At 39.7% G+C, this 24,769-nt stretch carries 24 protein-coding genes; 3 read left to right on the forward strand and 21 right to left on the reverse strand.

Annotated elements, in window-relative coordinates; genetic code table 11:
* The first annotated feature begins 15 nt into the window (after nucleotides 1-15).
* Both AC2IP4_RS10505 and AC2IP4_RS10510 read left to right on the forward strand, forming a co-directional pair.
* Nucleotides 16-1,293: an L-cysteine desulfidase family protein gene (locus AC2IP4_RS10505; RefSeq protein WP_130088049.1), complete on the forward strand. Its 1,278-nt coding sequence runs from the start codon at nucleotides 16-18 to the stop codon at nucleotides 1,291-1,293.
* Between the two features lie 56 nt (nucleotides 1,294-1,349).
* Nucleotides 1,350-1,985, forward strand: a complete 636-nt coding sequence (locus tag AC2IP4_RS10510) for a helix-turn-helix transcriptional regulator (RefSeq protein WP_130044662.1) — start codon at nucleotides 1,350-1,352, stop codon at nucleotides 1,983-1,985.
* 243 nt (nucleotides 1,986-2,228) lie between these two features.
* Here AC2IP4_RS10510 and AC2IP4_RS10515 read toward each other — a convergent pair whose 3' ends face one another.
* The 3 genes from AC2IP4_RS10515 to guaB all read right to left on the reverse strand — a co-directional run bounded on the left by AC2IP4_RS10515 (nucleotide 2,229) and on the right by guaB (nucleotide 7,284).
* Nucleotides 2,229-3,788, reverse strand: coding sequence for an AbgT family transporter (locus AC2IP4_RS10515; RefSeq protein WP_375321900.1), 1,560 nt, complete (start codon nucleotides 3,786-3,788; stop codon nucleotides 2,229-2,231).
* A 277-nt stretch (nucleotides 3,789-4,065) separates the two neighbouring features.
* On the reverse strand, nucleotides 4,066-5,619 hold the full coding sequence (gene guaA, locus AC2IP4_RS10520; protein ID WP_105054141.1) for a glutamine-hydrolyzing GMP synthase: 1,554 nt from the start codon (nucleotides 5,617-5,619) through the stop codon (nucleotides 4,066-4,068).
* Nucleotides 5,620-5,820: 201 nt separating this feature from the next.
* Nucleotides 5,821-7,284, reverse strand: a complete 1,464-nt coding sequence (guaB, locus tag AC2IP4_RS10525) for an IMP dehydrogenase (RefSeq protein WP_130044659.1) — start codon at nucleotides 7,282-7,284, stop codon at nucleotides 5,821-5,823.
* Between the two features lie 208 nt (nucleotides 7,285-7,492).
* Here guaB and xseA point away from each other — a divergent pair, with 208 nt between their 5' ends.
* On the forward strand, nucleotides 7,493-8,830 hold the full coding sequence (gene xseA, locus AC2IP4_RS10530) for an exodeoxyribonuclease VII large subunit (protein WP_486307041.1): 1,338 nt from the start codon (nucleotides 7,493-7,495) through the stop codon (nucleotides 8,828-8,830).
* Here xseA and AC2IP4_RS10535 read toward each other — a convergent pair whose 3' ends face one another.
* From AC2IP4_RS10535 to iscA, 18 genes are all read right to left on the reverse strand, one after another.
* Nucleotides 8,831-9,064 (reverse strand): zinc ribbon domain-containing protein, encoded by a 234-nt coding sequence (locus AC2IP4_RS10535; protein WP_375321898.1) that lies wholly within the window; start codon nucleotides 9,062-9,064, stop codon nucleotides 8,831-8,833.
* 307 nt (nucleotides 9,065-9,371) lie between these two features.
* Nucleotides 9,372-10,250, reverse strand: coding sequence for an alanyl-tRNA editing protein (locus AC2IP4_RS10540; protein WP_375321897.1), 879 nt, complete (start codon nucleotides 10,248-10,250; stop codon nucleotides 9,372-9,374).
* Between the two features lie 75 nt (nucleotides 10,251-10,325).
* Nucleotides 10,326-11,828: a ribosome biogenesis GTPase Der gene (der, locus tag AC2IP4_RS10545; protein ID WP_274443951.1), complete on the reverse strand. Its 1,503-nt coding sequence runs from the start codon at nucleotides 11,826-11,828 to the stop codon at nucleotides 10,326-10,328.
* Nucleotides 11,829-12,008: 180 nt separating this feature from the next.
* Nucleotides 12,009-13,166 (reverse strand): outer membrane protein assembly factor BamB, encoded by a 1,158-nt coding sequence (gene bamB, locus AC2IP4_RS10550; RefSeq protein ID WP_375321896.1) that lies wholly within the window; start codon nucleotides 13,164-13,166, stop codon nucleotides 12,009-12,011.
* Nucleotides 13,167-13,176: 10 nt separating this feature from the next.
* Nucleotides 13,177-13,788 (reverse strand): YfgM family protein, encoded by a 612-nt coding sequence (locus AC2IP4_RS10555; RefSeq protein WP_105054135.1) that lies wholly within the window; start codon nucleotides 13,786-13,788, stop codon nucleotides 13,177-13,179.
* A gap of 11 nt (nucleotides 13,789-13,799) precedes the next feature.
* A complete protein-coding gene (gene hisS, locus AC2IP4_RS10560) occupies nucleotides 13,800-15,068 on the reverse strand; it encodes a histidine--tRNA ligase (protein WP_375321895.1) in 1,269 nt (422 codons plus the stop codon).
* Nucleotides 15,069-15,109: 41 nt separating this feature from the next.
* Nucleotides 15,110-16,228, reverse strand: coding sequence for a flavodoxin-dependent (E)-4-hydroxy-3-methylbut-2-enyl-diphosphate synthase (ispG, locus tag AC2IP4_RS10565; protein WP_375321894.1), 1,119 nt, complete (start codon nucleotides 16,226-16,228; stop codon nucleotides 15,110-15,112).
* Between the two features lie 12 nt (nucleotides 16,229-16,240).
* Nucleotides 16,241-17,176 carry a cytoskeleton protein RodZ gene (rodZ, locus tag AC2IP4_RS10570; protein WP_375321893.1) on the reverse strand — a complete coding sequence of 312 codons (936 nt, stop codon included), beginning with the start codon at nucleotides 17,174-17,176 and terminating at the stop codon, nucleotides 16,241-16,243.
* Complete coding sequence (gene pilW / locus AC2IP4_RS10575; RefSeq protein WP_375321892.1) at nucleotides 17,166-17,927, reverse strand: type IV pilus biogenesis/stability protein PilW; 762 nt, start codon at nucleotides 17,925-17,927, stop codon at nucleotides 17,166-17,168. Before pilW ends, rodZ begins: the two co-directional genes overlap by 11 nt.
* A gap of 30 nt (nucleotides 17,928-17,957) precedes the next feature.
* Nucleotides 17,958-19,076, reverse strand: coding sequence for a dual-specificity RNA methyltransferase RlmN (gene rlmN, locus AC2IP4_RS10580; protein WP_060993652.1), 1,119 nt, complete (start codon nucleotides 19,074-19,076; stop codon nucleotides 17,958-17,960).
* A gap of 208 nt (nucleotides 19,077-19,284) precedes the next feature.
* Nucleotides 19,285-19,719 (reverse strand): nucleoside-diphosphate kinase, encoded by a 435-nt coding sequence (ndk, locus tag AC2IP4_RS10585; RefSeq protein ID WP_105054131.1) that lies wholly within the window; start codon nucleotides 19,717-19,719, stop codon nucleotides 19,285-19,287.
* Between the two features lie 89 nt (nucleotides 19,720-19,808).
* Nucleotides 19,809-21,095, reverse strand: coding sequence for an aminopeptidase PepB (gene pepB / locus AC2IP4_RS10590; protein ID WP_375321891.1), 1,287 nt, complete (start codon nucleotides 21,093-21,095; stop codon nucleotides 19,809-19,811).
* Between the two features lie 62 nt (nucleotides 21,096-21,157).
* On the reverse strand, nucleotides 21,158-21,340 hold the full coding sequence (locus tag AC2IP4_RS10595; protein ID WP_375321890.1) for a hypothetical protein: 183 nt from the start codon (nucleotides 21,338-21,340) through the stop codon (nucleotides 21,158-21,160).
* A complete protein-coding gene (gene iscX / locus AC2IP4_RS10600) occupies nucleotides 21,327-21,521 on the reverse strand; it encodes a Fe-S cluster assembly protein IscX (protein ID WP_181044603.1) in 195 nt (64 codons plus the stop codon). Before iscX ends, AC2IP4_RS10595 begins: the two co-directional genes overlap by 14 nt.
* Before the next feature lie 131 nt (nucleotides 21,522-21,652).
* On the reverse strand, nucleotides 21,653-21,991 hold the full coding sequence (gene fdx, locus AC2IP4_RS10605) for an ISC system 2Fe-2S type ferredoxin (RefSeq protein WP_105054127.1): 339 nt from the start codon (nucleotides 21,989-21,991) through the stop codon (nucleotides 21,653-21,655).
* Between the two features lie 2 nt (nucleotides 21,992-21,993).
* On the reverse strand, nucleotides 21,994-23,847 hold the full coding sequence (gene hscA / locus AC2IP4_RS10610; protein ID WP_375321889.1) for a Fe-S protein assembly chaperone HscA: 1,854 nt from the start codon (nucleotides 23,845-23,847) through the stop codon (nucleotides 21,994-21,996).
* 35 nt (nucleotides 23,848-23,882) lie between these two features.
* Entirely contained in the window at nucleotides 23,883-24,398 is a 516-nt protein-coding gene (gene hscB / locus AC2IP4_RS10615) for a co-chaperone HscB (protein ID WP_375321888.1), read from the reverse strand.
* 15 nt (nucleotides 24,399-24,413) lie between these two features.
* A complete protein-coding gene (iscA, locus tag AC2IP4_RS10620) occupies nucleotides 24,414-24,737 on the reverse strand; it encodes an iron-sulfur cluster assembly protein IscA (RefSeq protein ID WP_045101378.1) in 324 nt (107 codons plus the stop codon).
* Nucleotides 24,738-24,769: the final 32 nt, after the last annotated feature.

Raw genomic sequence — 24,769 nt, forward strand, 5'->3', positions numbered from 1 at the left:
ATAAAGGCGAACAAAATGAACTCTACCTGGAAACAATACATCACTATTTTAAAAAATGTTGTGAAACCAGCCCTTGGGTGTACTGAACCTATTTGTGCAGCCTATGCGACAAGCGTAGCAACACAGATGCTTGGAGAAAAACCAGAAACTATTGATGTTTTTGTCTCTGATAATTTGTATAAAAATAGTATGGGTGTTTTTGTTCCAAGAACAGGTAGAGTTGGTCTTGCCATTGCTGCAGCTACAGGAGCTACTGGCGGAGATCCAGAAGCCGGGTTGGAAGTACTAGCAAAATTAAACGAATCTCAACTCAACGAAGCTCAGCAACTGATTGATGCAGGACACGTTCAAGTAAAACGAGAAGCCACAGATGAATTTATCTATTGTCGCGTTATCGTTAAAAGCTCACAACAGCGAGCAGAAGTAACGATCAGCGGAGGTCATACGCTCATTGTTGAAAAACGTCTAAATGGTAATATCATTTTTTCCCTTGATTCTTTATTACCAAAAGCTTCTACTGCTTCTATTTGTGATGGCGTAGATATCACAATATCATCAATTTATAACTTCGCTACTCAGGCTGAATTTGATGACATTAAATTTATTCTTGAAGCTAAAGAACTCAATATTGCACTCGCTCAAGAAGGATTAAAGAATCCATACGGCTTAGAAGTTGGCCGTACCTATCAAAAAAATATTGAAACTGGCTTGCTATCAAAAAGTTTAGATAGTGATATTTTAATTTATACCTCAGCAGCATCTGATGCACGAATGGGCGGTGCGACCTTACCGGCGATGTCTAATTATGGCAGTGGTAACCAAGGTATCGCAGCAACAATCCCTGTGGTAAAAATGGCTGATTTTTATAATGCCGATGACGAAGCATTAGCAAGAGCCTTTATCATGAGTCATCTTGGTGCTATTTACATTAAATCTCATTACCCACCACTATCGGCATTTTGTGGCAATGCTGTAACCTCAGCCGCCGCCGCTATGGCAATGGTTTATTTAGCTGGTGGGACATTCGAACAATCTTGCTCTGCGATTCAAAATACCATTAGTGATACGAGTGGAATGATCTGTGATGGAGCGAAATCAACCTGTGCAATGAAAGTCGGCAGTAGTGCTCAATCAGCCATGAAATCATCTCTTCTTGCTTTGAATGACCATTGTGTAACGAAGCAAGGTGTTATCGCAGAAGATGTAGAAAAAACCATTAAAAATATAGGTAGAATGATAACAACAGGCATGCCGAATATTGACCATGAAATCATTGAAATAATGGCATCATAATGAAAAGATGTCACTATTAGCTAGTGACATCACCTTCCACTAACATAAGAGTATCTATGCTACATAAACTATCTACCGCCGATAAGCTAATTCTTCAATCAACCTTTAGTATCGTTGATGGCATTGCTGCTATGTTTGGAAAACATGTCGAAGTCGTATTGCACTCTTTAGATTCAGACAATCCATCAATCATTAAAATTGCTAATGGGCATGTCACGGGTCGTGGTATTGGTGCGCCTATAACCAACTTAGCGTTAGAAAAGTTAAAAGCGGGTTCTGATGTATCAACCCCTTATTTCACACGAACAGATAAAGGCGAATTAATGCGTTCTGTTACTTCAATGATTCGAAATGAGGCAGGTATACCTATTGCTTTACTTTGCATTAACTCAAATCTTGATGTACCAATGAACAGCTTTTTTATGGATTTATTTCCACAATCAGCTCAGTTAGCAGCGTCCCCAGAAACCTTTGCAAAGGACAGTATAGAAATGCTAACGGATTCGATTTCAAGAATACAGAGTGAAGTGTTAGAAGATGAAAGTATAGCCGTCTCTCGAAGAGTCAGAACCATTGTTGAACGTTTACACCACCAAGGTGCATTCAATATCAAAGACGCTACTCAGATCACCGCCAATATTCTTAATGTGTCGAAAGACTCTGTGTATCGTTATCTAAGAAAATTTAAGTAATACCATTCTGGATAAATAGTTGATCAGATAATTGCGCAGGAAAAATCGATTAGAGCAAGGCATAAATTACAGTAACTAGTGGTTCTAATTACAAAATTTATAACGCAGATATAATCGATTTTAACAAGCAAGAATGATCAAATACTTATGTAGATTGGTATAATCTCCCCTCCTCTTCTTCACTTTCATAAAAAAGCCCTGAGAACTTACCATTCTCAGGGCTTTTATTTTTACTAATACAAATTAACCAGGAAGGTTATATGTGTATGGCGCTTGGATACCTAGTGGAATACCTAGAGCCCAGTATGCTAGTAAGAAGATTGTCCAACCAATTAGCATTGCGATAGAGAAAGGCATCATTAGAGAAGCCAATGTACCGATACCCGTTGATTTAACATAGCGTTGGCAGTAAACCACAACTAACGGGAAGAATACCATTAATGGTGAGATGATGTTTGAAACAGAATCACCTACACGGTATGCCGCTTGAGAAAGCTCAGGAGAGATACCAACACCCATTAACATAGGAACTAATACAGGACCAATTAGAGCCCATTTCGCTGATGCCGAACCGATAAGCAAGTTAACGAATGCCGTTAGTAAGATCATACCAATAATCGTTAATTGACCAGGAAGATCTAATGCTTTTAAGAAATCAGCACCGTACATTGCTAAAATTGTACCGATGTTTGATTGACTGAAAGCAACTAAGAATTGTGCACAGAAGAATGACATAACCATGTATGCCCCCATCGTGCCCATCGTTTCTGACATTGCTTTAATTACATCATTACTGCTTTTAAATGTACCTGATACACGTCCATAAACGATACCTGGAATAATAAACAGAATGAAAATAAGCGGTACAATTGACTGCATTAAAGGCGCTGAGAATGACGTAATTTGGCCATCAGGAGAACGCAGTGCTGAATTTTCAGGATAAATAAGTGCAATTAACAGTGCGATACCAGCAACCATTGCCCAACCAGCGAACTTAAATGCTTTCGATTCAATCTCTGTAAAAGAGCCTAAATCCGGTGCTGTTTCTGCATCTTCATCAACAGGAGTATTTGCTAAACGTGGTTCGATAATTTTATCAGTTACATACCAACCAATCGCAACAATTAGAATTGAAGAAAGGCCTGTAAAGTAAATGTTTGCTAATGGGTTAACAATGTAAGTCGTATCGAGTACTTGTGCTGCTGTTTGTGTAAAGCCAGCCAGTAATGGATCGATTCCCGATGGGATAAAGTTTGCAGAGAAACCACCAGATACACCCGCAAATGCAGCTGCGATACCCGCTAATGGGTGACGACCTGCCGCGTGGAAAATGATACCACCTAGTGGGATAACTAAAACGTAACCCGCATCTGCTGCTGTGTGTGACACGATAGCAACAAGAATAAGCATTGGCGTTAATAGTTTCGCTGGAGTGAAGTTAAGCATTTTCTTTAGGCCAGTTTGAATAAAGCCTGAAGAGTCAGCAACACCAACACCTAGCATCGCTACTAATACGATACCTAGTGGAGCAAAACCGGTGAAGTTTTTCACCATTGTTGCTAAAAAGTTTGCTAAAGAATCACCAGTTAAAAGGTTTTTCACTTGAACTGCATCTTGAGTAACAGGATGAATCAAGTCAAATTGTACTTGTGATAATAGCGCTGAAAGACCCCAAACAATTAAAAGGCCCCAGAAGAACAGTAGTGCAGGATCTGGGATCTTATTACCTACTCGTTCGATTGTATTTAGAAAACGATCCATACCACTAGGCTTAGATGCTTTCTCTGCTACTTGGTTACTCATTCGTAACTCCATTTTATGTAATGTTGTATTTAAAGATAAAGAGATTTGATTTTTTTTATTCTTTATCTATTCCTTTGCTAAATCAGTGTAAACCAGATATTGCCAAGAAAAGCTTAATACATTGCATTTTCATCGGTATGCAAATGTTTAATTTGTAAATCAATGTTTCAATGAAACATATAGCCAACAAAATTAATATTTACATTACAATAGAAACAAAAAAGCGCCTTTCGGCGCTTTCTATTTATCTAATACAAACTAATTCACTAAATGGAGATTATTCCCACTCAATCGTTGCTGGTGGCTTACCAGAAATATCGTAAACGACACGAGAGATACCACTAACCTCATTAATAATACGGTTAGATACTTTACCTAAGAAATCGTATGGTAAATGTGCCCAATGCGCTGTCATAAAATCGATAGTTTCTACTGCACGTAAAGAGACAACCCAATCGTATTTACGACCATCGCCCATTACACCTACAGAACGTACTGGTAAGAAAACAGTGAATGCTTGAGATACTTTATTATAAAGATCAGCATTGTGTAATTCTTCAATGAAGATTGCATCAGCACGACGCAGTAAATCACAGTACTCTTTCTTAATTTCACCAAGAACGCGTACACCTAGACCTGGTCCAGGGAACGGGTGGCGATAAAGCATGTTGTATGGAAGACCTAATTCTAGGCCAATTTTACGCACTTCATCTTTAAACAGTTCACGTAATGGCTCAACAAGGCCCATTTCCATGTCATCAGGAAGACCACCAACATTGTGATGAGATTTGATAACGTGCGCTTTACCTGTTTTCGATGCTGCTGATTCGATAACATCTGGATAGATAGTACCTTGAGCTAACCATTTCGCATTTGATAGTTTCTTCGACTCTTCATCAAAGATATCTACAAATACGTGACCAATGATCTTACGTTTCGCTTCAGGATCAGATTCACCTTCAAGTGCATCTAAGAAACGTTTTTCAGCTTCAACATGAATGATCTTAAGACCAAACTTGTTACCGAACATTTCCATTACTTGGTCTGCTTCATTTAAACGAAGTAAACCATTATCAACGAATACACACGTTAGTTTGTCGCCAATTGCACGGTGTGCAAGCATAGCAACAACAGATGAATCAACACCACCAGAAAGACCAAGAATTACTTCATCATCGCCTACTTGCTCTTTAATTCGAGCAACGGCATCTTCAATGATTGATGCTGAAGTCCACAGACCTTCACAGCCACATACATTAAGAACAAAGTTCTCAAGCATTTTTAGACCGTTTTTAGTATGAGTTACTTCTGGGTGGAATTGAACACCGTAGTATTTTTTCTCTTCGTTCGCCATTGCAGCGTAAGGACAAGTTTCTGTCTCTGCAATTTTTACGAAATCAGATGGGATTTCAACAACTTTATCACCGTGGCTCATCCAAACATCTTGAGTTGCTTCAAGATCTTTAAACAGCGCTGATTCACCTGTTACTTGTACCGCAGCATAACCAAATTCACGCTCAGTAGACGTTGCTACTTTACCGCCAAGTTGTTCTGCCATTGTTTGCATGCCGTAACACACACCAAATACAGGAACACCAGAATCAAATACATATTGAGGAGCACGAGGAGAATTTGCTTCAGTAACACTTTCAGGACCACCAGATAAGATGATGCCATCTGGGTTAAAATCACGGATGTCAGATTCTTCTACATCCCAGCTCCAAAGCTCACAGTAAACACCAATCTCACGGATACGACGCGCAACAAGCTGCGTGTATTGAGAACCAAAATCTAAAATAAGAATGCGTTGATCGTGGATATTAGTCGTCATTAGTCTTTCTCAAAAAGTCATTTATTTAGTGTGGTTTTACTATAAAACCACACGCTTAAAATTGAATTTGGTACAAAGTCTTTTTCTTTATTTTTCGAAGCAGAATCATTCGAGTTCTAGGAAAAGGCACGGAGTTTACAAGTGTAAATGAGTACCTTTGACAACGAAATCGGAAGATTCTGCAAAGAAAATTAAGAAAAATTAGCCTAGGCGATAGTTTGGTGCTTCTTTCGTGATCTGAACATCATGTACGTGAGACTCTTTCATCCCTGCACCTGAAATACGAACAAATTCAGCTTTAGTACGCATGTCTTCAATTGTTGCTGAACCTGTTAGGCCCATGCTTGAACGTAAACCACCCATTTGTTGGTGAACGATCTCTTTTAGACGACCTTTGTATGCGATACGACCTTCGATACCTTCAGGCACAAGCTTGTCCGCTGCATTATCAGATTGGAAGTAACGGTCTGAAGAACCTTGAGACATCGCACCAAGAGAGCCCATGCCACGGTAAGATTTGTATGAACGACCTTGATAAAGAATCACTTCACCCGGTGCTTCTTCTGTACCCGCAAACATTGAGCCAACCATTACACATGATGCACCAGCTGCAATTGCTTTACAGATATCACCAGAGTAACGGATGCCGCCATCTGCAATAACTGGAATATCGTGAGCCGTTGCAACTTCTGCTGCATCTGAAATAGCCGTAATTTGAGGAACACCCACACCCGTAACGATACGAGTAGTACAGATTGAACCTGGGCCGATGCCTACTTTTACAGCACTTACACCAGCATCGATTAATGCTTTAGCGCCCGCACCAGTAGCAACGTTACCACCAATAATTTGTAGGTCTGGGAAAGATGCACGAGTTTCACGAATACGTTGTAAGACGCCTTCTGAATGACCGTGAGATGAATCGATAAGTAGAACATCAACGCCCGCTTCAACAAGAGCAGCAACACGCTCTTCATTGCCAGCGCCGGCGCCAACAGCAGCACCTACACGTAGACGACCACGTTCGTCTTTACATGCATTTGGTTTACGTTCTGCTTTGTGGAAATCTTTTGCTGTAATCATACCGGTTAGTTGGAACTCATCGTTCACTACCAATACTTTCTCAACACGCGCTTCATGCATTTTCTCTTGAACTTCTTCACGAGTTGCACCTTCTTTAACAGAAGCTAAGCGTGCCTTTGGCGTCATAACAACGTCAACTTTCTTAGATAGGTCAGTTACAAAACGAACATCACGACCAGTAATTATACCAACAAGTTCGTTAGTTTCAGTTACTACAGGGAAGCCAGCAAAACCATGTTTCTCTGTCAGTTCTTTCACATCTTGGATAGTTGCGTCAGGACGAACGGTTACTGGAGCAGAGACAACACCTGCCTCAAAGATTTTTACTAAGCGAACTTGTTCAGCTTGCTGTTCAATAGACATGTTTTTGTGGATAAAACCGATGCCACCCTCTTGCGCTAATGCAATAGCAAGGCGCGCTTCTGTCACTGTATCCATTGATGCTGAAATCATTGGAATATTTAGAGAGATAGTCTTCGTTAACTGAGTGCGAAGATCAGCGGTGTTAGGAAGAACTGTGGAGTGTGCTGGGACGAGTAAAACGTCATCGAAGGTTAAAGCTTCTTTTGCGATTCGTAGCATTTGCAATATCTCACAACATAAGTGTTTAAAGGAATAAATCCCACTTTATCGTTTCGCATAATAAAGTGTTTTGGATTTGATATTGCAGACGGATTATACGCACTGCGCAAACGCTTGGCTACACATTTTTTTATTTTTAATTTGCATTTACCCCCTTGATATGTATTATATTGCCGCTAATTCCTATACTCATGTCTAAGGCATTCTGATGTCTCTCGATTCTAATCCTCGTATCTTTACAGTCTCGCGTCTCAACTCTGAAGTTCGTCTATTATTAGAAAATGAGATGGGGATTGTTTGGCTGATTGGCGAAATTTCTAACCTTACTGTGCCCGTTTCTGGTCACTGGTATCTCACTCTTAAAGACAGTCAAGCTCAAGTCAAATGTGCCATGTTTAAAGGCAATAACCGCCGAGTTACCTTTAAACCTCAAAATGGTAAACAAGTTCTTGTTAAAGCCCGCCTCTCGCTTTATGAACCTCGTGGCGACTATCAAATAATCATTGAAAGTATGCAACCCGAGGGAGATGGTCGTCTTCAACAAGAGTTTGATCAATTAAAAATGTCACTCGCAGCTGAAGGGCTTTTTGCTCAAACTGCCAAACAACCTTTACCTGAACAACCAAAACGTATTGGGGTTATTACCTCTCAAACAGGTGCTGCGCTGTTTGATATTCTTAATGTATTAAAACGACGAGACCCTAATCTACCAGTTATCATTTATCCGACAATGGTGCAAGGCTCGGGGGCTGCAATTCAAATTGCACAAGCTATTGGACGAGCTAATAGCCGTAACGAATGTGATATATTGATCGTTGGGCGTGGCGGTGGCTCATTAGAAGATCTTTGGTGTTTTAATGAAGAGATCGTAGCGAGAACGATTGCGGCAAGTGAGATCCCTATCGTCAGTGCTGTTGGTCATGAGATCGATATTACTATTGCCGATTTTGTTGCAGATGTTCGAGCTCCAACCCCTTCAGCTGCAGCTGAATTAGTAAGTCGAGACCTCTCTTCTCAACTACAAACAGTAACACATCAGAAACGCCGCTTACGCAATGCTATAGAGCGTTATTTATCATTTCAACAACGTACATTGTCAACGTTGCAGCACCGCCTTGAAAAACAGCATCCACAAATGCAGTTGAATAATCAAAGTCAAAAGCTAGATGATTTAAACCAACGATTAATGAGTCATATGATGCAGCGGCTGCAGCGCAATCAACATAGCGTTGCAAATTTAACCCTACGTTTAAATAACCTATCACCAAGTAAAAAAATATCTCAGGATCAATTACGTATTGAAGAATTAAAACGTCGATTATTAGATTCAATGGATAGAAATTTACTTATGCAACGTCATCAATTAGCGTTAGCGGCAGAGAAACTCGATACTGTTAGCCCATTAGCCACCTTACAACGTGGTTATTCTATTACTCGAAATGAGAAAGGGTCTGTAATCACTTCAACAAAGCAAATCAGCACTGGAGATAGTATTACGACTCGCTTTGTTGATGGTGAAGTTAAATCGACAGTAACTATAAGCTAGCTAACTCTGTTCTATTTCAACAAATTCAGTTTTAGCACGAGATTTAGATTTTAATTCATTACAATCATGACAAAAATAGCTTGCTGCACCACAGGCATTAAGCTTTTCCATTTCTTTGCTACAGTCAGGGCAATACGCTACTTTTTTAAAATCTACCTGACAAAAATCGCAGTGGTACCCTTCTCTATTCCAACGTAATTCAGACTGACACTTAGGACATTCGTTTGTTTGCATTACTCATTCCTTATTAATTTATTTCAACCAAATACTGATACGCTGCCTATCTCAAAAAACATAGATCTTTATGCTTATAGGGATCTGATCAGCGATCATGCCCTTTAAGAACATTTATATAACCACACCCCGAAAGCATTAGTTACATATACTGTATTTCAATTTAAAACGATATAAAACTTCAAGAAATGCACTTTCATACAGTAGATCCAGAACATCAATCAGCATTGAGCTTATATATTTCAGTAGAAAAAACGGGAATTACACGAAATGTAGAATAAGATATACACCTCATGTAATTTCAATTTTAAATTCGTTTTTTCGAATAGGTAAGCATTAATAACTCTTGTTCACCCTTTGCTTTTAATTCAACTCGAATCTCTTGATAATCTTTAAACGAAGAAACATGAGTACCACCACAAGGAAGCTTTACTACACCATCTATACCAAAATCTGCAATCCAGTAACGTGAATCCGTTAACGCTTTACCTTCACACTCGATAGAAATCTCACTTTCTAAGGCTAACCATACAGTTATCTGTTCATTTACTTGATCAGTAATAGAGTTGAGGTTTTCCATCATTTCAGAACTATTAAGACCGCGCTTACGCAGTGTTTTACCTAAACGATACACATCTTCACAATGATCTTCTGTGACAAAGCTGGTTTCTTGAGCATAACTATTAAAGTTGTAATGACCCAATTCATCTTTTCGATCTGCATCTTTACGCCAATAATTAGCATGAAGCACTTTATTTAAGGCTAAATAAGCAATATGCCCCGCACTATGTCCACGACTCAGTGAACCTTGATACTCTTTATCAACCTTTAGCTCTACAGTATTTTCTACTGCAATACCCACATCTTTAGATATTAAATGTGTAACAACAAATACCCATCCTTCTTCGCCACGTTTAATTGGAATATTTTTGTCGATATATAACTCACCCGTTGCTAGCTCAATCGCACCCGTTTGACAAGCAAGGATTGGATACTCATTGTCGCCGATTTGCACCGTCCCTTTATCTTCTGGGTGATCTGGCCAAATATGGCTTACAGGATGAAAAGGCGTTTCTTTAGTCACAAACCATTTACCTTGATCTGTTTCTTTAATTAATTGCACTACTGATGTGTGTAGCCATGTGTTATGACAAAAAAGAATCTCTGTTGCTGATAGTTGAACCATGATTTCCACCTAAAAAAAACGCCCAACAAGATGGGCGTTTTATTATTCAATATGTATAAATAAAGTAATTAAAGATTACTTTTTATTGCGGTTTTTCACTGCACCAACTAGGCGCTTACGTTGACGTTCTTGAGATAGAGTCAACTTACCACCACGATCTTCAAATGGGTTTTCACTATTCTGAAATTGAATACGAATAGGTGTACCCATAATTTCTAACGACTTACGGAAGTAGTTCATTAAGAAACGTTTGTAAGAAGAAGGCAATTCTTTTACTTGGTTACCGTGAATAACGATAAGTGGTGGGTTGTAACCACCTGCGTGTGCATACTTTAGTTTCACACGACGGCCACGAACCATGGGTGGTTGGTGATCATCTTGAGCCATTTTCATAATACGAGTAAGAACAGATGTACCTACACGCTTAGTCGCTGAAACATACGCTTCTTGTACTGATTCATATAAATGACCAACACCTGTACCATGAAGAGCTGAGATAAAGTGAAGACGAGCAAAGTCAACAAAGCCTAAACGACGGTCTAGCTCAGATTTCACTTTCTCTTTAACTTCATTATCAAGACCATCCCACTTATTCACAGCAATAACTAATGAACGACCCGCGTTCAATGCAAAGCCTAATAAGCTTAGATCTTGATCTGAGATGTTTTCACGAGCATCGATAACAAGCAAAACTACGTTCGCATCTTCAACTGCTTTCAATGTCTTGATTACAGAGAATTTCTCAACCGTTTCATTGATACGGCCACGGCGACGAACACCAGCAGTATCAATAAGCACGTATTCTTGACCTTCACGTTCCATTGGAATGTAAATAGAGTCACGAGTTGTACCTGGCATATCGTAAACAACCACACGCTCTTCACCTAAAATACGGTTAATTAGCGTTGATTTACCTACGTTAGGACGACCGATAATCGCAAGTTTAATCGGTTGGTCTTGCAGACGTGCAAAATCTTTTTCTGCATCTTCTTCTGTTAGATCTTTTTCTTCTTCTTCGAAATCTTCAAATTCAGTAAGATCCATGATCTCACCATTTTCATCTTTCAAAGATTCTTCAATTAATTCTTCCATAAAAGGAGCAAGAGCTAATTCAAGTAGAGATGTTACACCACGGCCATGTGAAGCTGCAATTTGGTAAACCTTGTTCATCCCTAATTGCCAGAATTCAGCACTTGCCGCATCAGCATCAATACCATCGATCTTATTTACTACTAAGAATGTTGGTTTTTCACGTGAGCGTAAGTGTTTTGCTATCGCTTCATCAGATGATGTTAAACCAGCACGGCCATCAACCATAAATAACACAACATCAGCTTCTTCAATCGCAGCTAATGACTGTTCTGCCATTTTAGTTTCTACACCTTCTTCAGTTCCATCAATACCGCCGGTATCGATCAAAATGAATTCAAGCTCTTCTAACTTAGCACGGCCGTATTTACGGTCACGAGTTAAGCCTGGAAAGTCAGCAACTAATGCATCCCTTGTACGCGTAACACGGTTAAACAGCGTCGATTTACCAACATTTGGACGCCCTACCAGAGCAACAACAGGAATCATATATACCTCTTAATTTAATCATAGGCATAGCGCGAGCTAATACCAATTTGATGATAGTTTTTTTAATATGAACGGATAAAAACCATCACCAAATTGGATTATCTTTCACTATCTAAAAACAATAAAAGGCCCCAAAGTCAAAAGGACTTGGAGCCAATTCACAATTATAGCAAATAAAACTTATTTAATTCGCATTTTTTTGATATCGCCTTCGCGAGTAACAATTAAAAAGCCATCTTCAACAATAATTGGGGATACTGCGATACCATCACTGTCGATCTCTTGTTGAGAAACAAACAGCCCAGTATCTCTATCTAACCAATGTAGATAACCTTCACTGTCAGCTAAAACAATATAATTATCAATGATCATTGGCGGTGTTAATTGACGATACTCTAGCTCTTCATTATTCCAAAGTTCAGTACCACTTCGTGCATCAACTGCCACTACGTGATCTTTCTCTGTTACTAAGAAAAGACGTTTACCATCAGATGACATATTCATTGCTGATGAATAATTACGTTTCCAGACAGGTTGCCCTGAGCGAAGATCCAGAGCAATTAATTGTCCGTTATAGCCAATTGTATATAAACGACCACCTAAAATAAGTGGTGAAGCATCAACATCGACTAAACGGTCAATCTCAGTAGCCCCTTTTGGCGTACCTACTGGCTGTTGCCACAACAATTGACCTTTAGAGATCAATGCTGCCGCTAAACGACCATTAGACATTCCCCAAAAAACGCCACCTGAAATACTGACTGGAGTACTATCACCACGAAGGGTTAAGTTAGGCACTTCACTGTTAATTTGCCACTTTTCATCACCAGTTTCAGCATCGAAAGCAACCAACGCCCCGCGACTAGTATGAACAATGAGATAACCTTCATCTGCTAATGGTTTAGCAAGAACTTCACCATCAACCGTTTTACGCCACAACTCTTCACCAGTTTCAGCATCAAGAGTAATGACTTCACCATTCTCTGAGCCGATGAATACTTTGCCGTAAGTTAAGGTTAAACCGCCAGATAATCGAGCTGATACGTCTTGTTCTAAATCTTTCTCCCAAATGGTTTTTCCATTTTCAGGATCAAGCGCTTTAACAAGACCATCACGGCTTGCAACATAAACTTTTTGATAAGCATAAACTGGCGCTAGACGTGAAAAATAATGTCCAACACCATCACCAATTGAACTTGTCCATTCCGTTGTTGGTTCAAATTGATTCTGAACAACAGGAACCGGTGCCATTACGATTGTATCTTCTTCACTCGCACAACCAAAAAGCATGGAGAAACCAAAGGTACATAATGCCGCTTTTTTTAACACCTTACGCATTCAGTTGTCCTTACTCTGCTAAGTCATCCAGTTTCATTTGAACGGCTTGGTTCATTCCTGCTTGTAACGCTTCGGTATAAGCAGAACGAGCCGTAGCTACATCACCTTGACTAAGAGCAATATCACCTTTTAGCTCAGCAACACGTGCTGCCCAGCTTGTCGGTTTTACACTTTCTAATGTCGCTAAAGCTGCATCAAATTTCTCTTGTTGAGCTTGAATACGAGCAGTGCGAATTTGAGCAGTAGCAATCAGTGATTCATCGTTACTGTTACTTGCCACCCAATTTAATTGCTCTAATGCTGCATCAAGTTGGCCAGCATCTACCTGAACTTTTGCTAACTGAAGTGCCGCCAATACTGCGTACTCACTTTTAGCATGAGCGGTAATAAATGCTTGCGCTGATTCTGTAGCATCAGCACCAGAAGCTTGCAATGCAGTTAGTGTTTTTTCATAAGAAATTGAAGTTGTTTCTTTTGCTTCAATTTGTGTCGATTGGTAATATTTCCAACCTAGAATTGCACCAATACCAACAACACCACCAACTACGACAGCCTTGCCGTTTTCTTTCCACCAACTTTTAATGGCTTCAACTTGTTGTTCTTCAGTTTCGTAGGCTTCCACGTCCTATCCTCTTAAATCAATTCAGCTAATTTTTCGAATACATCTGCTTGAGCGAACGTTTCTTGTTCGCCAGTACGTAAATCTTTTACGTTTACTGTTTGCTCTGCCACTTCACTCTCACCTAAGATAAGAGCAACTGCAGCACCTGCATTATCAGCACGTTTAAATTGCTTTTTAAAATTACCACCACCGAAGTGACACATTACACGTAAACCAGGAACTTGTTCACGTAGTGACTCAGCCAGTTTCATCCCTGCCATTAGAGTACCTTCACCAGACGTTACCATGTAAACATCCACTGAACGACGCACATCTGTTAATTCTAATGTTTCCATCAGTAATACCAGACGCTCTAATCCCATAGCAAAACCAACTGCTGGGGTTGTTTTTCCGCCTAATTGTTCAACTAGACCATCGTAACGACCACCACCACATACTGTACCTTGAGCACCTAAACTTTCGGTAATCCACTCAAAAACAGTACGGTTATAATAATCTAATCCACGAACTAAACGTTCATTAACTTGATATTGGATGCCAGCAGCGTCAAGTAGTTCACATAAACCAGAAAAATGTGCTTTTGAATCATCATCCAAATATTCAGATAGTTTAGGTGCATCACCTAAAATAGCTTGTACATCTGGATTTTTAGTATCAAGAACACGCATTGGATTAGTATGCATACGGCGTTTACAATCTTCATCCAATACATCTAAGTGCTGCTCTAAAAATTCAACTAATGCGATACGGTAGTTAGCGCGAGCCTCTAATGAACCGATAGAGTTCAACTCTAAACGAACATGCTTATCAATACCTAGTTCACGCCATAAACGTGCTGTCATCATAATAAGTTCAGCATCAACATCAGGACCGTTCAAACCAAATACTTCAACACCTACTTGGTGGAACTGACGGTAACGACCTTTTTGAGGGCGCTCATGACGGAACATTGGGCCCATGTACCATAAACGTTGTTCTTGGTTGTACAGTAAACCATTTTCAATCCCTGCACGTACACAACCTGCTGTTCCTTCTGGACGAAGCGTTAAGCTATCACCATTACGATCTTCAAACGTGTACATCTCTTTTTCAACAACATCAGTTACTTCACCGATAGCACGTTTAAATAGATGTGTTTGTTCAACAATTGGCATACGTACTTCATTGTAACCATATGCACTAATAACGCGTTTAACGCCATCTTCTACTTTGTGCCACAATGGCGATTGTGTTGGAAGGCAGTCATTCATGCCTCGAATTGCTTGGATTGCTTTAGCCACGTTCACTTCCCAATGGGTTTCATTTATATCTGGTTTACTAATCAGTCAATCTGATTAATATCAATTTGGTTTTCTTTTGATAACATCGCGGCTTTCGCTCGGATCTTCGCTTCTAGCTTATCCACGATATTATCATTATCAAAACGTTCTTTCTGACGAATACCATCTTCATAGAACGCACTTTTACGATTACTTCCCGCAATCCCCATATGAGAGACTTCAGCCTCACCCGGGCCATTGACTACACAGCCAATTAAAGAAACATCCATTGGCGTGATTAAATCTTCTAATCGTTGTTCTAGTTCATTTACTGTTGCAATAACATCAAACTCTTGACGAGAACACGTAGGGCAAGCAATGAAGTTAATACCACGAGAGCGAATACGCAATGATTTTAAAATATCAAAACCAACTTTGATCTCTTCAATAGGATCAGCAGCCAATGAAATTCGTAGTGTATCGCCAATACCTTCAGACAATAACATGCCTAAACCTACCGCTGATTTAACAGAACCAGCACGAGCGCCACCAGCTTCGGTAATACCTAAATGCAATGGTTGAGCAATCTGCTTTGCCAATAATCGATAAGAATCAACCGCTAAGAATACATCAGAAGCTTTCACACTGACTTTAAACTGGTCGAAATTCATTCGTTCCAATATGTCTACATGGCGCATTGCTGATTCAAGTAACGCCTGAGCCGTTGGTTCTTTATATTTTACTTGGATATCTTTTTCTAATGATCCCCCATTCACACCAATGCGAATAGGAATATTTTTATCTTTCGCACAATCAACAACAGAGCGAATACGTTGCTCATTACCGATATTACCCGGATTAATACGTAAGCAATCTACGCCATACTCGGCAACTTTTAATGCAATACGATAATCAAAATGAATATCAGCAACTAAAGGGACTGAGACTTGTTGTTTAATTAGCTTAAACGCCTCAGCAGCATCCATTGTGGGTACTGAAACACGAACAATGTCGGCACCGACTTTCTCAAGTGCTTTAATTTGAGCAACTGTCGCAGCAACATCAGTCGTTAACGTGTTTGTCATTGACTGAACTGCGATCGGAGCGCCATCTCCAATAGGAACATTACCCACATAAATGCGAGTAGATTGACGGCGTTTAATTGGGGATTCTGTATGCATGGAATCAACTCATTATTGAGGTAGGGTTAATCGTGCAACTTTACCGGCAGGATATGCAGATAAATCAACAGGTTTACCTTTATAAGTTAATGTTACGGCACTTGGAGCACCAATAACTAGTTTATAAGGCGCTTTACCTGTCAGTTTTAGTGTTTGATTTGCTTTTTTCACGCCTGAGTATAGACGGTTATTTGCTGCGTCCTGAACTTGTAGCCAACAATCATTATTAAAGGTCATTAGTACATCTTCAGCAATTGCTACTGGCTCTACTACTGCGACTTTTTCGTCAGCTTTTGTTTCTGAAGTTGCATCTACTGCTTCATTGGTACTTACGTCTTCTGCAATAGGTACTTCAAGTTCTTCAGGTGTTGTTTCTAATTCTGAAAGTTTAGTATCAACCTCAAGAGCATTCGTCTCATTAAGCACTGAATGTTCATCTGTAGCGCCATCTTCACCAGTAGTGCTTTCTGTCACTTGGGTTGGCGCTTCAGATATCACTTCTGTAATTAATTCTGCGTCTTGTTTGCTCTCTAATTGAGCTTGCTCTTGCCACCACCACAAAACAGACATACTAAGAATTAACGCAAAAATAACCCATGTCAGTTTCATTATGCGGTTATCGTGCTTTTCTCTTTTCGTCTTACGAGAAAAACTTTGCATATCATGTTGTTCTATTTTTGCTTTACCTAATTGATCTAATGCGTTAAGAACTTTACTTTCAGGTACGTTAACGACTTTAGCATAAGAACGATAATAGCCACGTGTAAACGTGGCTAGTTTTCCCATATCAAACTGGTCAGCTTCGATCTGTTCTAGAACTTCCACTCGTAAACGTAAACGAGAAGAAATATCTTCTATCGTTAAATTTAATGCTTCACGAGCTTCTTTTAATAATTGCCCAGGAGCAACAAGGGTTTCTGCTTTTTCTTCAATCTTTTCAGGAGTCATAATTTAAATAATTCTGATATTCTCTGGAGTCCGGATATTTTTTCCCGAGCAAATCTGCGTATTTTTTAACCAAATGCGCATTACCTGCTTTTTTTTCTAATTCTATAAGTAAGCTTAGGCTAACGGGTTTATATCCGTACTTCTTAGTAAATTTAAACAGCGCAATTCTCGGTTCTGAATAGTTACCTTCATCAATATTCAATTTTGCCAATTGAAGGGTGGAACGAACTCGATTAGGATCATGAGCCAGTGAGCGCTCAAAATACGTTTTTGCTGTCACTTTATCCCCACTACCTAATGCGCACATAGCTGCATTTTCATAACTTGCCGAAACAAGGTAATAGTAAGGTTGGTCTATTGCTTGAGCAAACTTCTGTTGAGCTTCCTCATAACGGCCATTTTTACAAAGAAAAACGCCGTAGTTATTTAATACATTACCATTTTTTGACGAAGAACGTAATGCTCGTTTGTAAGCCTTTTCAGCTAATTCGTTTTCTTCTACTTGTTGGTAATAATAAGCGAGGGAAGTTTGAGAGCGGTAATAGTCAGGAGCGTATTGTACAGCCAGTTCCAAATTTTCACGGGCTTTGATCATGTTGCCCGCATTTAAATAGCTTAATCCAAGGGTAATTCGAGCTTCAGCAGCTCGAATTATCTCTTCTTTGCTCATGTCATCGGCTTCATTTACCGTGACACAACCAGCACTAACTAACAATCCAACGGTTAATAGTGCCGCACTCCATTTTCTCATACTGCCTTCCCTTGCTGTTATACATCAAGGTTAAACAGTTTTAACAGGGATAGCCTCACCTTGCTGTTTAACTTGAGTACGTTTAGTTCTATCGATTACATCACCCACTAATTGACCACAAGCAGCATCAATATCATCGCCACGAGTTTTACGAACGGTTACCGTAAAATCGTATTCCATTAGTGTCTTCATGAATCGATCGATACGTGAATTACTTGGCTTTTTGTATGGTGACCCAGGATATGGGTTAAATGGAATCAAATTAATCTTTGCAGGGGTATCTTTTAGTAATTCTGCGAGTTGTCTTGCATGATTCATATCATCATTAACATGATCTAAAAGTACATACTCTACCGTTACACGACCACGGTTAGCATTTGATGATGCAATGTATTCGCGAACACACGATAAAAATGCATCAATATTCCAACGATCATTGATTGGCATAATTTCGCTACGTAGTTCATCAGTTGGCGCATGAAGAGAAATAGCTAATGCTACATCGATTTTCCCAATCATTTGCTCTAGGCCAGATACAACACCAGAAGTCGATACCGTTACACGACGCTTAGATAAACCAAAACCTAGATCATCAAGCATAATTTCTAATGATGGGATTAAGTTTTTCATATTAAGCAGCGGTTCGCCCATACCCATCATTACAATATTAGTAATTGGACGACGACCCGTTTCTTTTTCTAAACCAATTTCACGAGCTGCACGCCAAATTTGGCCTACAATTTCAGAAACTTTAAGGTTACGGTTAAATCCTTGCTGAGCGGTTGAACAGAATTTACATTCCAATGCACAACCTACTTGAGAAGAAACACATAATGTAGCACGGTCACCGTCAGGGATATAAACCGTTTCAACATCTTGATCTCCTACTTTCATCGCCCATTTGATGGTGCCATCAACTGAATGCTGAGCTTCTGAAACATAAGGAGCACGGATCTCACACTTGTGCTTTAGTTTTTCACGAAGCTTTTTGTTGATGTTGTTCATTTGATCGAAGTCATCACAACCAAAGTGATACATCCACTTCATGATTTGATCGGCTCTGAATGCTTTCTCTCCTAATTCCTCAGAAAAAAATGCTCGAAGTCCTTTACGATCAAAGTCCAGTAGATTTATTTTAGCTGTAGTCATGTTGCCTCTCTGATAAATAACATCACCGCGAATATCGGGCGCAGAATTGTACAAGTTTTGAGAGGATATTGCTAGTGGTTCGAGGTTCGAGGTTCGAGGTTCGAGGTTCGAGGTTCGAGGTTCGAGGAGGATTATGGGGAGTGTCTACAAAAAACAAACTCCCTATATTCTGTAGGGAGCTTGCGACCATCCTAGACTCTAGTCACTATTACTCAGCTGGACGAGGACAGATTTCATCTTCAGCAAAGAAATAAGCAATTTCACGAGCTGCAGATTCAGGGCTATCAGCACCATGAACAGAGTTATGACGCATGCTGATTGCATAATCTGCACGCAATGAACCACAAGCGGCTTCTGCTGGGTTAGTTTTTCCCATCAGCTCACGGTAACGAACAACCGCATTTTCACCTTCTAATACCTGTACCATTACCGGACCAGACATCATATAAGCAACTAGATCATTAAAGAATTCTTTGCCTTCATGCTCAGCATAAAAGCCTTCCGCTTGTTCTTTAGTTAAGCGCAACATTTTAGCTGCAACAACTTGCATACCTGTTTTTTCAATACGACGGTAAATAGCACCAATAAGATTACGCTTAACAGCATCTGGTTTTACAATTGAAAAAGTACGTTCTATTGTCATTTTACTTTCCTTTAAGTTTCTTTTACTTCTTTTGAAGCTATTATAGTTATAAGAAAAAAGACCGAGTTTAGGGCTCGATCTCTTATTCGTTATTTAGTAAGTAGGTTCGCTAATGTTCTTACACCTACACCGGTTGCACCGGCTGACCACTTATCTGAAGGAGCAGTACGGTAAGTTGCAGAGCAATCCATATGCAGCCACCCTTTCTTATAATCATCAACAAAGTAAGAAAGGAAACCAGCGGCCGTACTTGCACCTGGCGAGTATGGGCCTGAACCAATATTTGCCAAATCAGCAAAGTTTGATGGTAGCATATTACGATGAAATTCCATTAATGGTAAACGCCATAAGCCTTCATTTTCTTCTTGAGCTGACGTTAATGCTTTTTGGCTCAACTCATCATCAAAGCTTAATAAAGAATGGAAGTCATTACCCACAGCCATTTTTGCAGAACCAGTTAAAGTTGCACAATCAATTATCAGTTCTGGATTTTGTGTTGAAGCAAATTGAAGGCCATCAGCTAATACTAATCGCCCCTCAGCATCTGTATTTAAAATCTCAACCGTTTTACCATTTTTATAGGTAATAATATCACCTAACTTTAATGCTCGGCCTGAGATCATATTTTCAGCGCAACATAGAACCAGCTTAACACGCTTATCTAAACCACGAAGAATAGACATTGCAAGACCAGCAGTCGCTAACGCCGATCCGCCCATATCTGATTTCATTGATGCCATACCACCAGAAGGTTTAATACTGTAGCCACCCGAGTCAAACGTAATGCCTTTACCAACAAGACAAGCAAAAACAGGTGCATCAACATCACCTGTTGGGTTGTAATCTAATTGCAGCATCGCCGATGTGCGCTCAGAGCCACGACCGACAGCATACGTTCCAGCCCAACCTTCAGTTAAAAGGTCTTTATCTTTTACAATTTTTGTCGTCACGGTTCCTGCTGGTGCCACTGATTTAATAAATTCAGAAGCCATCGTAGCAAGTTGACGTGGCGCTACTTCTTCGGCTGTTTTATTGATGATGTCGCGTGTCCAATTCGTCGTTAGGATACGGGCATTCAATTCTTTTTCATCAACATCAGTTAATGCAGCCCAAATAACATCATTGTTCTTTTTAGAATCACGGAAGCCTTGAATAAAAGACCAAATAGATTCGAGATCCCACTCTGTTCCTTTTAATTCAACCTCAACAATACCCTGACCATTTAACTTTCTAGCAGCTTGCTGAATTGCACCATACACATCATCATTTGTACAATGAATTACAGCCCCTTCAGAAGCGAATGAAATAAGAGCATTATCACCCCAGTGAGCCGCTGCTGTTTCTGTTGAAAGTTGTACTGTCATCTTTTGTGACATGTGAATCTCCTTTAAATACGCAATAACGCCATACAACCACATAAACTGACACTGGTGGTTATTTATATTGCGCGACTATCCAATGGGAATAAGCGAACTGAACGTTCGTTTTTATCTAATTTGCCTACTTTACCAGGGTGATACAAGGTATTTACACAAAATGTAAGAGATGGATCCAACCAGTTGATGGGATTTTGTACGTTATCAACGGCATTCATTAATACGATTAAATTAATCTCGTTCATCCATCCAACAAAGCATTATCGCTTCTAATATTTTTTCACCAGAATGATTTGGATCATCATCAAATTCATCTAAAGCCATCACCCACTCTCTTAAATCAGTAAAGCGAACAGTTTGAGGGTCAATCTCTGGGTATTGCTCTGAGAGTTCAATTGCTATATCACGTGAGTCAATCCACTTCATGCTCATAATTTCATCCTTAATTATGTTGTATAATAGTATAGGTATAAAAAAAGGTAAGTTCTGAAACGCAAGTTTTCACTTGTTTTCCATCTCTTACCTTTATCAAAAGTAGTTCAATTAATCAGGTAGGATTAATGGTCTTCTGATGCTAAGTTTAGTGTATATTTTGGAATTTCTACCACTAAATCTTGTTTTGCCATTCTTGCTTGACAACCTAAACGAGATTCAGGCTCTAATCCCCACGCTTTATCTAGCATGTCATCTTCAAGCTCATCACTTTCTTCAAGTGAATCAAACCCTTCACGAATAACAACATGACACGTTGTACACGCACATGATTTTTCACAAGCATGTTCAATTGCAATACCGTTTTTTAAAGCAACGTCTAAAACCGTATCACCTTCATTTGCTTCAAGTACTGCACCTTCTGGGCATAACTCATCGTGTGGTAGAACAATAATCTTTGGCATTTCTATACCTCATCAATAGATTGACCGGCTAATGCAGCGCGAATAGAAGCATCCATTCGGCGCGCAGCAAACTCTTGGCTTGCTTCATCAGCGTGTTTAATTCCATCTTCAATTGCTTGCGTATCTGTACCTTGACGTACTGTGATTAACGCTTCAATTGCTTGTAAAATTTCTACTTGTTCTTCTTTGGATAGTAATGCATCGCCATCATTATTAAGCGCTACAACTAATCCTTCGATAACACGGTCTGCTTCAACTTGCTGCTCTGCTAATGCACGAGCTTGCATATCTTCTTTTGCAAATGTCATCGAGTCTTTCAGCATGTTTGCAACTTCATCATCGCTTAAACCATAAGAAGGCTTAACTTGGATATGAGATTGAACACCGGTACTTTTTTCCATTGCTGTTACAGATAAAAGACCATCAGCATCCACTTGGTAAGTCACTCGGATATGTGCAGCACCCGCAGTCATCGGTGGAATACCTTTCAATGAGAAGCGAGCAAGTGAGCGACCATCTTCCACCATTTCACGTTCACCTTGAACAACGTGAACCATCATGCCTGTTTGACCATCTTTAAAAGTGGTGAATTCTTGCGCTTTTGCAACAGGGATGGTGGTATTGCGTGGAATGATTTTTTCAACCAAGCCACCCATGGTTTCAATCCCTAAAGACAACGGAATAACATCAAGTAATAACATTTCAGCATCTGGTTTATTACCAACTAAAATATCCGCTTGAATAGCTGCACCAATAGCAACCACTTGATCAGGATCGATGCTGGTTAATGGTGTTTTGCCAAAATAGTCACCAACAGAGCTGCGCACGATAGGCGTTCTTGTTGAACCGCCAACCATAACCACTTCCATTACTTCTTCAGAGGTAATGTCTGCATCTTTTAGGGCACGGCGACAAGCCATTAGTGTTTTCTTTACTAATGATTGAATTAATTGATTAAAAACATCAACTGTAATATTGCCTGACCATTCTTTAAAAGAAACAGTAACTGAGTCGGCATCTGATAGTGCCACTTTAGTTTCTGTTGCTAGTGTCAAAAGCTCACGCTGTTCTTGATTAGAAAGCGCAGTTGTAATACCTGCTTGGTCTTTAATCCATTGCACTACTGCATGGTCAAAGTCATCACCACCAAGTGCTGAATCACCACCTGTAGCTAAAACTTCAAATACGCCTTTTGATAAACGTAAAATTGAAATATCAAACGTACCACCACCCAAATCATAAACCGCAATAACGCCTTCTTGACCTGAATCTAAGCCATATGCGATTGCTGCTGCTGTTGGTTCATTTAATAGACGAAGCACATTTAAGCCAGCTAATGTTGCTGCATCTTTGGTTCCTGCGCGCTGAGCATCATCAAAATATGCAGGTACTGTAATTACAACACCTTCAAGATCACCACCTAATGTTGCTTGAGCGCGATTAGATAATGATTTGAGGATCTCTGCAGAGACTTGAACTGGATTCACATCACCTTGAGGTGTACTAATAACAGGTAACCCATTATCACTTTCTTTAAATTGGTAAGGTAAATCAGGGTAACGTGCTTGAATATCTTTCAATGAGCGTCCCATTAAACGTTTTACTGAAATAATGGTATTTTGAGGATCGGAAGCCGCTGATTGATAAGCGTTGGCACCCACACAAATTTTATCGTTTTGATATTGCACCACGGACGGAAGAATTACGTTACCTTTTGTGTCAGGCAGTGTATTTGCTTCACCACTTCGAACTGAAGCGACCAATGAGTTAGTTGTGCCTAAATCGATGCCGACTGCTAGCTTATGCTGGTGTGGTGCAGCACTTTGTCCAGGCTCAGAAATTTGTAGAAATGCCATGGGTAATATCCTTCACTTAATTAATCTAACAAAGATTAATTTAATAATTTATCTTCTAACTTTTCGACTTCTTGATTGAGCTTATCAATAAACTTTAGTTTACGTACGCTTTGTGCCGCTTCTTGCCATGCATCCGCATCTAATTGTTGTTTTAATTCAGACAATTGTGATTTACGCATTGCGGAGACATTTTCAGAAAAATCAAATAGTGCACTTTCAGGATCAGAACTTGATGAGATATCTTCTAGATCTTCTCGCAGTTCCATTTGCTGCATTAAAAACATTGGATCTTGCATCGTCGTTTGTTCACCACGAATGTCATGACCTTGTTCTGAAAGTAGATATTCTGCACGGGAGACTGGATTTTTTAGCGTTTGATAAGCGTCGTTAATTTGCGCCGCTTTTTGAACGGAAAGTAAACGGTCACGTTCTGACGAAGTCGCGAAGTTATCAGGGTGGAATCGTTTCTGCAATTCACGGAATTGAGCAGAAAGAAGGCCACCATCCAGTTCAAACTGGTTTGGCAGCCCAAATAATTCGAAATGATTCATAGTTAACGTTATGCTCTATACGTTGAAGCTTTCACCACACCCACATTCACTTTTTACGTTTGGATTGTTGAATTGGAAACCTTCATTTAGACCTTCTTTGGCAAAATCTAACTCTGTTCCATCCATGTAAGCTAAGCTTTTTGGATCGATGATAATCTTAACCCCAAACTCTTCAAACACTTGGTCTTCTTCGTTTAGTTCATCAACAAATTCAAGAATATACGCCATACCAGAGCAACCAGAGGTTCTTACGCCTAAACGTAGACCAATGCCTTTTCCTCGGTTTTCAAGAAATGTTTGAACACGGCTTGCTGCTGCTTCAGTTACTGAAATGGCCATACTACAACCTTCACTATATTTGTTTTGTGGTC

The sequence above is a fragment of the Aliivibrio thorii genome (assembly GCF_057368585.1).

What these genes read in the sequence shown, in the direction of transcription:
- rodZ (WP_375321893.1), bottom strand. Translation starts at nt 17,176, where the DNA reads ATGACTCCTGAAAAGATTGAAGAAAAAGCAGAAACCCTTGTTGCTCCT.
- AC2IP4_RS10540 (WP_375321897.1), bottom strand. Translation starts at nt 10,250, where the DNA reads ATGGTTCAACTATCAGCAACAGAGATTCTTTTTTGTCATAACACATGG.
- hscA (WP_375321889.1), bottom strand. Translation starts at nt 23,847, where the DNA reads ATGGCATTTCTACAAATTTCTGAGCCTGGACAAAGTGCTGCACCACAC.
- pilW (WP_375321892.1), bottom strand. Translation starts at nt 17,927, where the DNA reads ATGAGAAAATGGAGTGCGGCACTATTAACCGTTGGATTGTTAGTTAGT.
- fdx (WP_105054127.1), bottom strand. Translation starts at nt 21,991, where the DNA reads ATGCCAAAGATTATTGTTCTACCACACGATGAGTTATGCCCAGAAGGT.
- xseA (WP_486307041.1), top strand. Translation starts at nt 7,493, where the DNA reads ATGTCTCTCGATTCTAATCCTCGTATCTTTACAGTCTCGCGTCTCAAC.
- AC2IP4_RS10510 (WP_130044662.1), top strand. Translation starts at nt 1,350, where the DNA reads ATGCTACATAAACTATCTACCGCCGATAAGCTAATTCTTCAATCAACC.
- ndk (WP_105054131.1), bottom strand. Translation starts at nt 19,719, where the DNA reads ATGACAATAGAACGTACTTTTTCAATTGTAAAACCAGATGCTGTTAAG.
- guaA (WP_105054141.1), bottom strand. Translation starts at nt 5,619, where the DNA reads ATGACGACTAATATCCACGATCAACGCATTCTTATTTTAGATTTTGGT.
- bamB (WP_375321896.1), bottom strand. Translation starts at nt 13,166, where the DNA reads ATGCGTAAGGTGTTAAAAAAAGCGGCATTATGTACCTTTGGTTTCTCC.
- der (WP_274443951.1), bottom strand. Translation starts at nt 11,828, where the DNA reads ATGATTCCTGTTGTTGCTCTGGTAGGGCGTCCAAATGTTGGTAAATCG.
- AC2IP4_RS10535 (WP_375321898.1), bottom strand. Translation starts at nt 9,064, where the DNA reads ATGCAAACAAACGAATGTCCTAAGTGTCAGTCTGAATTACGTTGGAAT.
- iscX (WP_181044603.1), bottom strand. Translation starts at nt 21,521, where the DNA reads ATGAAGTGGATTGACTCACGTGATATAGCAATTGAACTCTCAGAGCAA.
- hscB (WP_375321888.1), bottom strand. Translation starts at nt 24,398, where the DNA reads ATGAATCATTTCGAATTATTTGGGCTGCCAAACCAGTTTGAACTGGAT.
- AC2IP4_RS10595 (WP_375321890.1), bottom strand. Translation starts at nt 21,340, where the DNA reads ATGAACGAGATTAATTTAATCGTATTAATGAATGCCGTTGATAACGTA.
- guaB (WP_130044659.1), bottom strand. Translation starts at nt 7,284, where the DNA reads ATGCTACGAATCGCAAAAGAAGCTTTAACCTTCGATGACGTTTTACTC.
- pepB (WP_375321891.1), bottom strand. Translation starts at nt 21,095, where the DNA reads ATGTCACAAAAGATGACAGTACAACTTTCAACAGAAACAGCAGCGGCT.
- iscA (WP_045101378.1), bottom strand. Translation starts at nt 24,737, where the DNA reads ATGGCCATTTCAGTAACTGAAGCAGCAGCAAGCCGTGTTCAAACATTT.
- AC2IP4_RS10515 (WP_375321900.1), bottom strand. Translation starts at nt 3,788, where the DNA reads ATGAGTAACCAAGTAGCAGAGAAAGCATCTAAGCCTAGTGGTATGGAT.
- rlmN (WP_060993652.1), bottom strand. Translation starts at nt 19,076, where the DNA reads ATGACTACAGCTAAAATAAATCTACTGGACTTTGATCGTAAAGGACTT.
- AC2IP4_RS10505 (WP_130088049.1), top strand. Translation starts at nt 16, where the DNA reads ATGAACTCTACCTGGAAACAATACATCACTATTTTAAAAAATGTTGTG.
- ispG (WP_375321894.1), bottom strand. Translation starts at nt 16,228, where the DNA reads ATGCATACAGAATCCCCAATTAAACGCCGTCAATCTACTCGCATTTAT.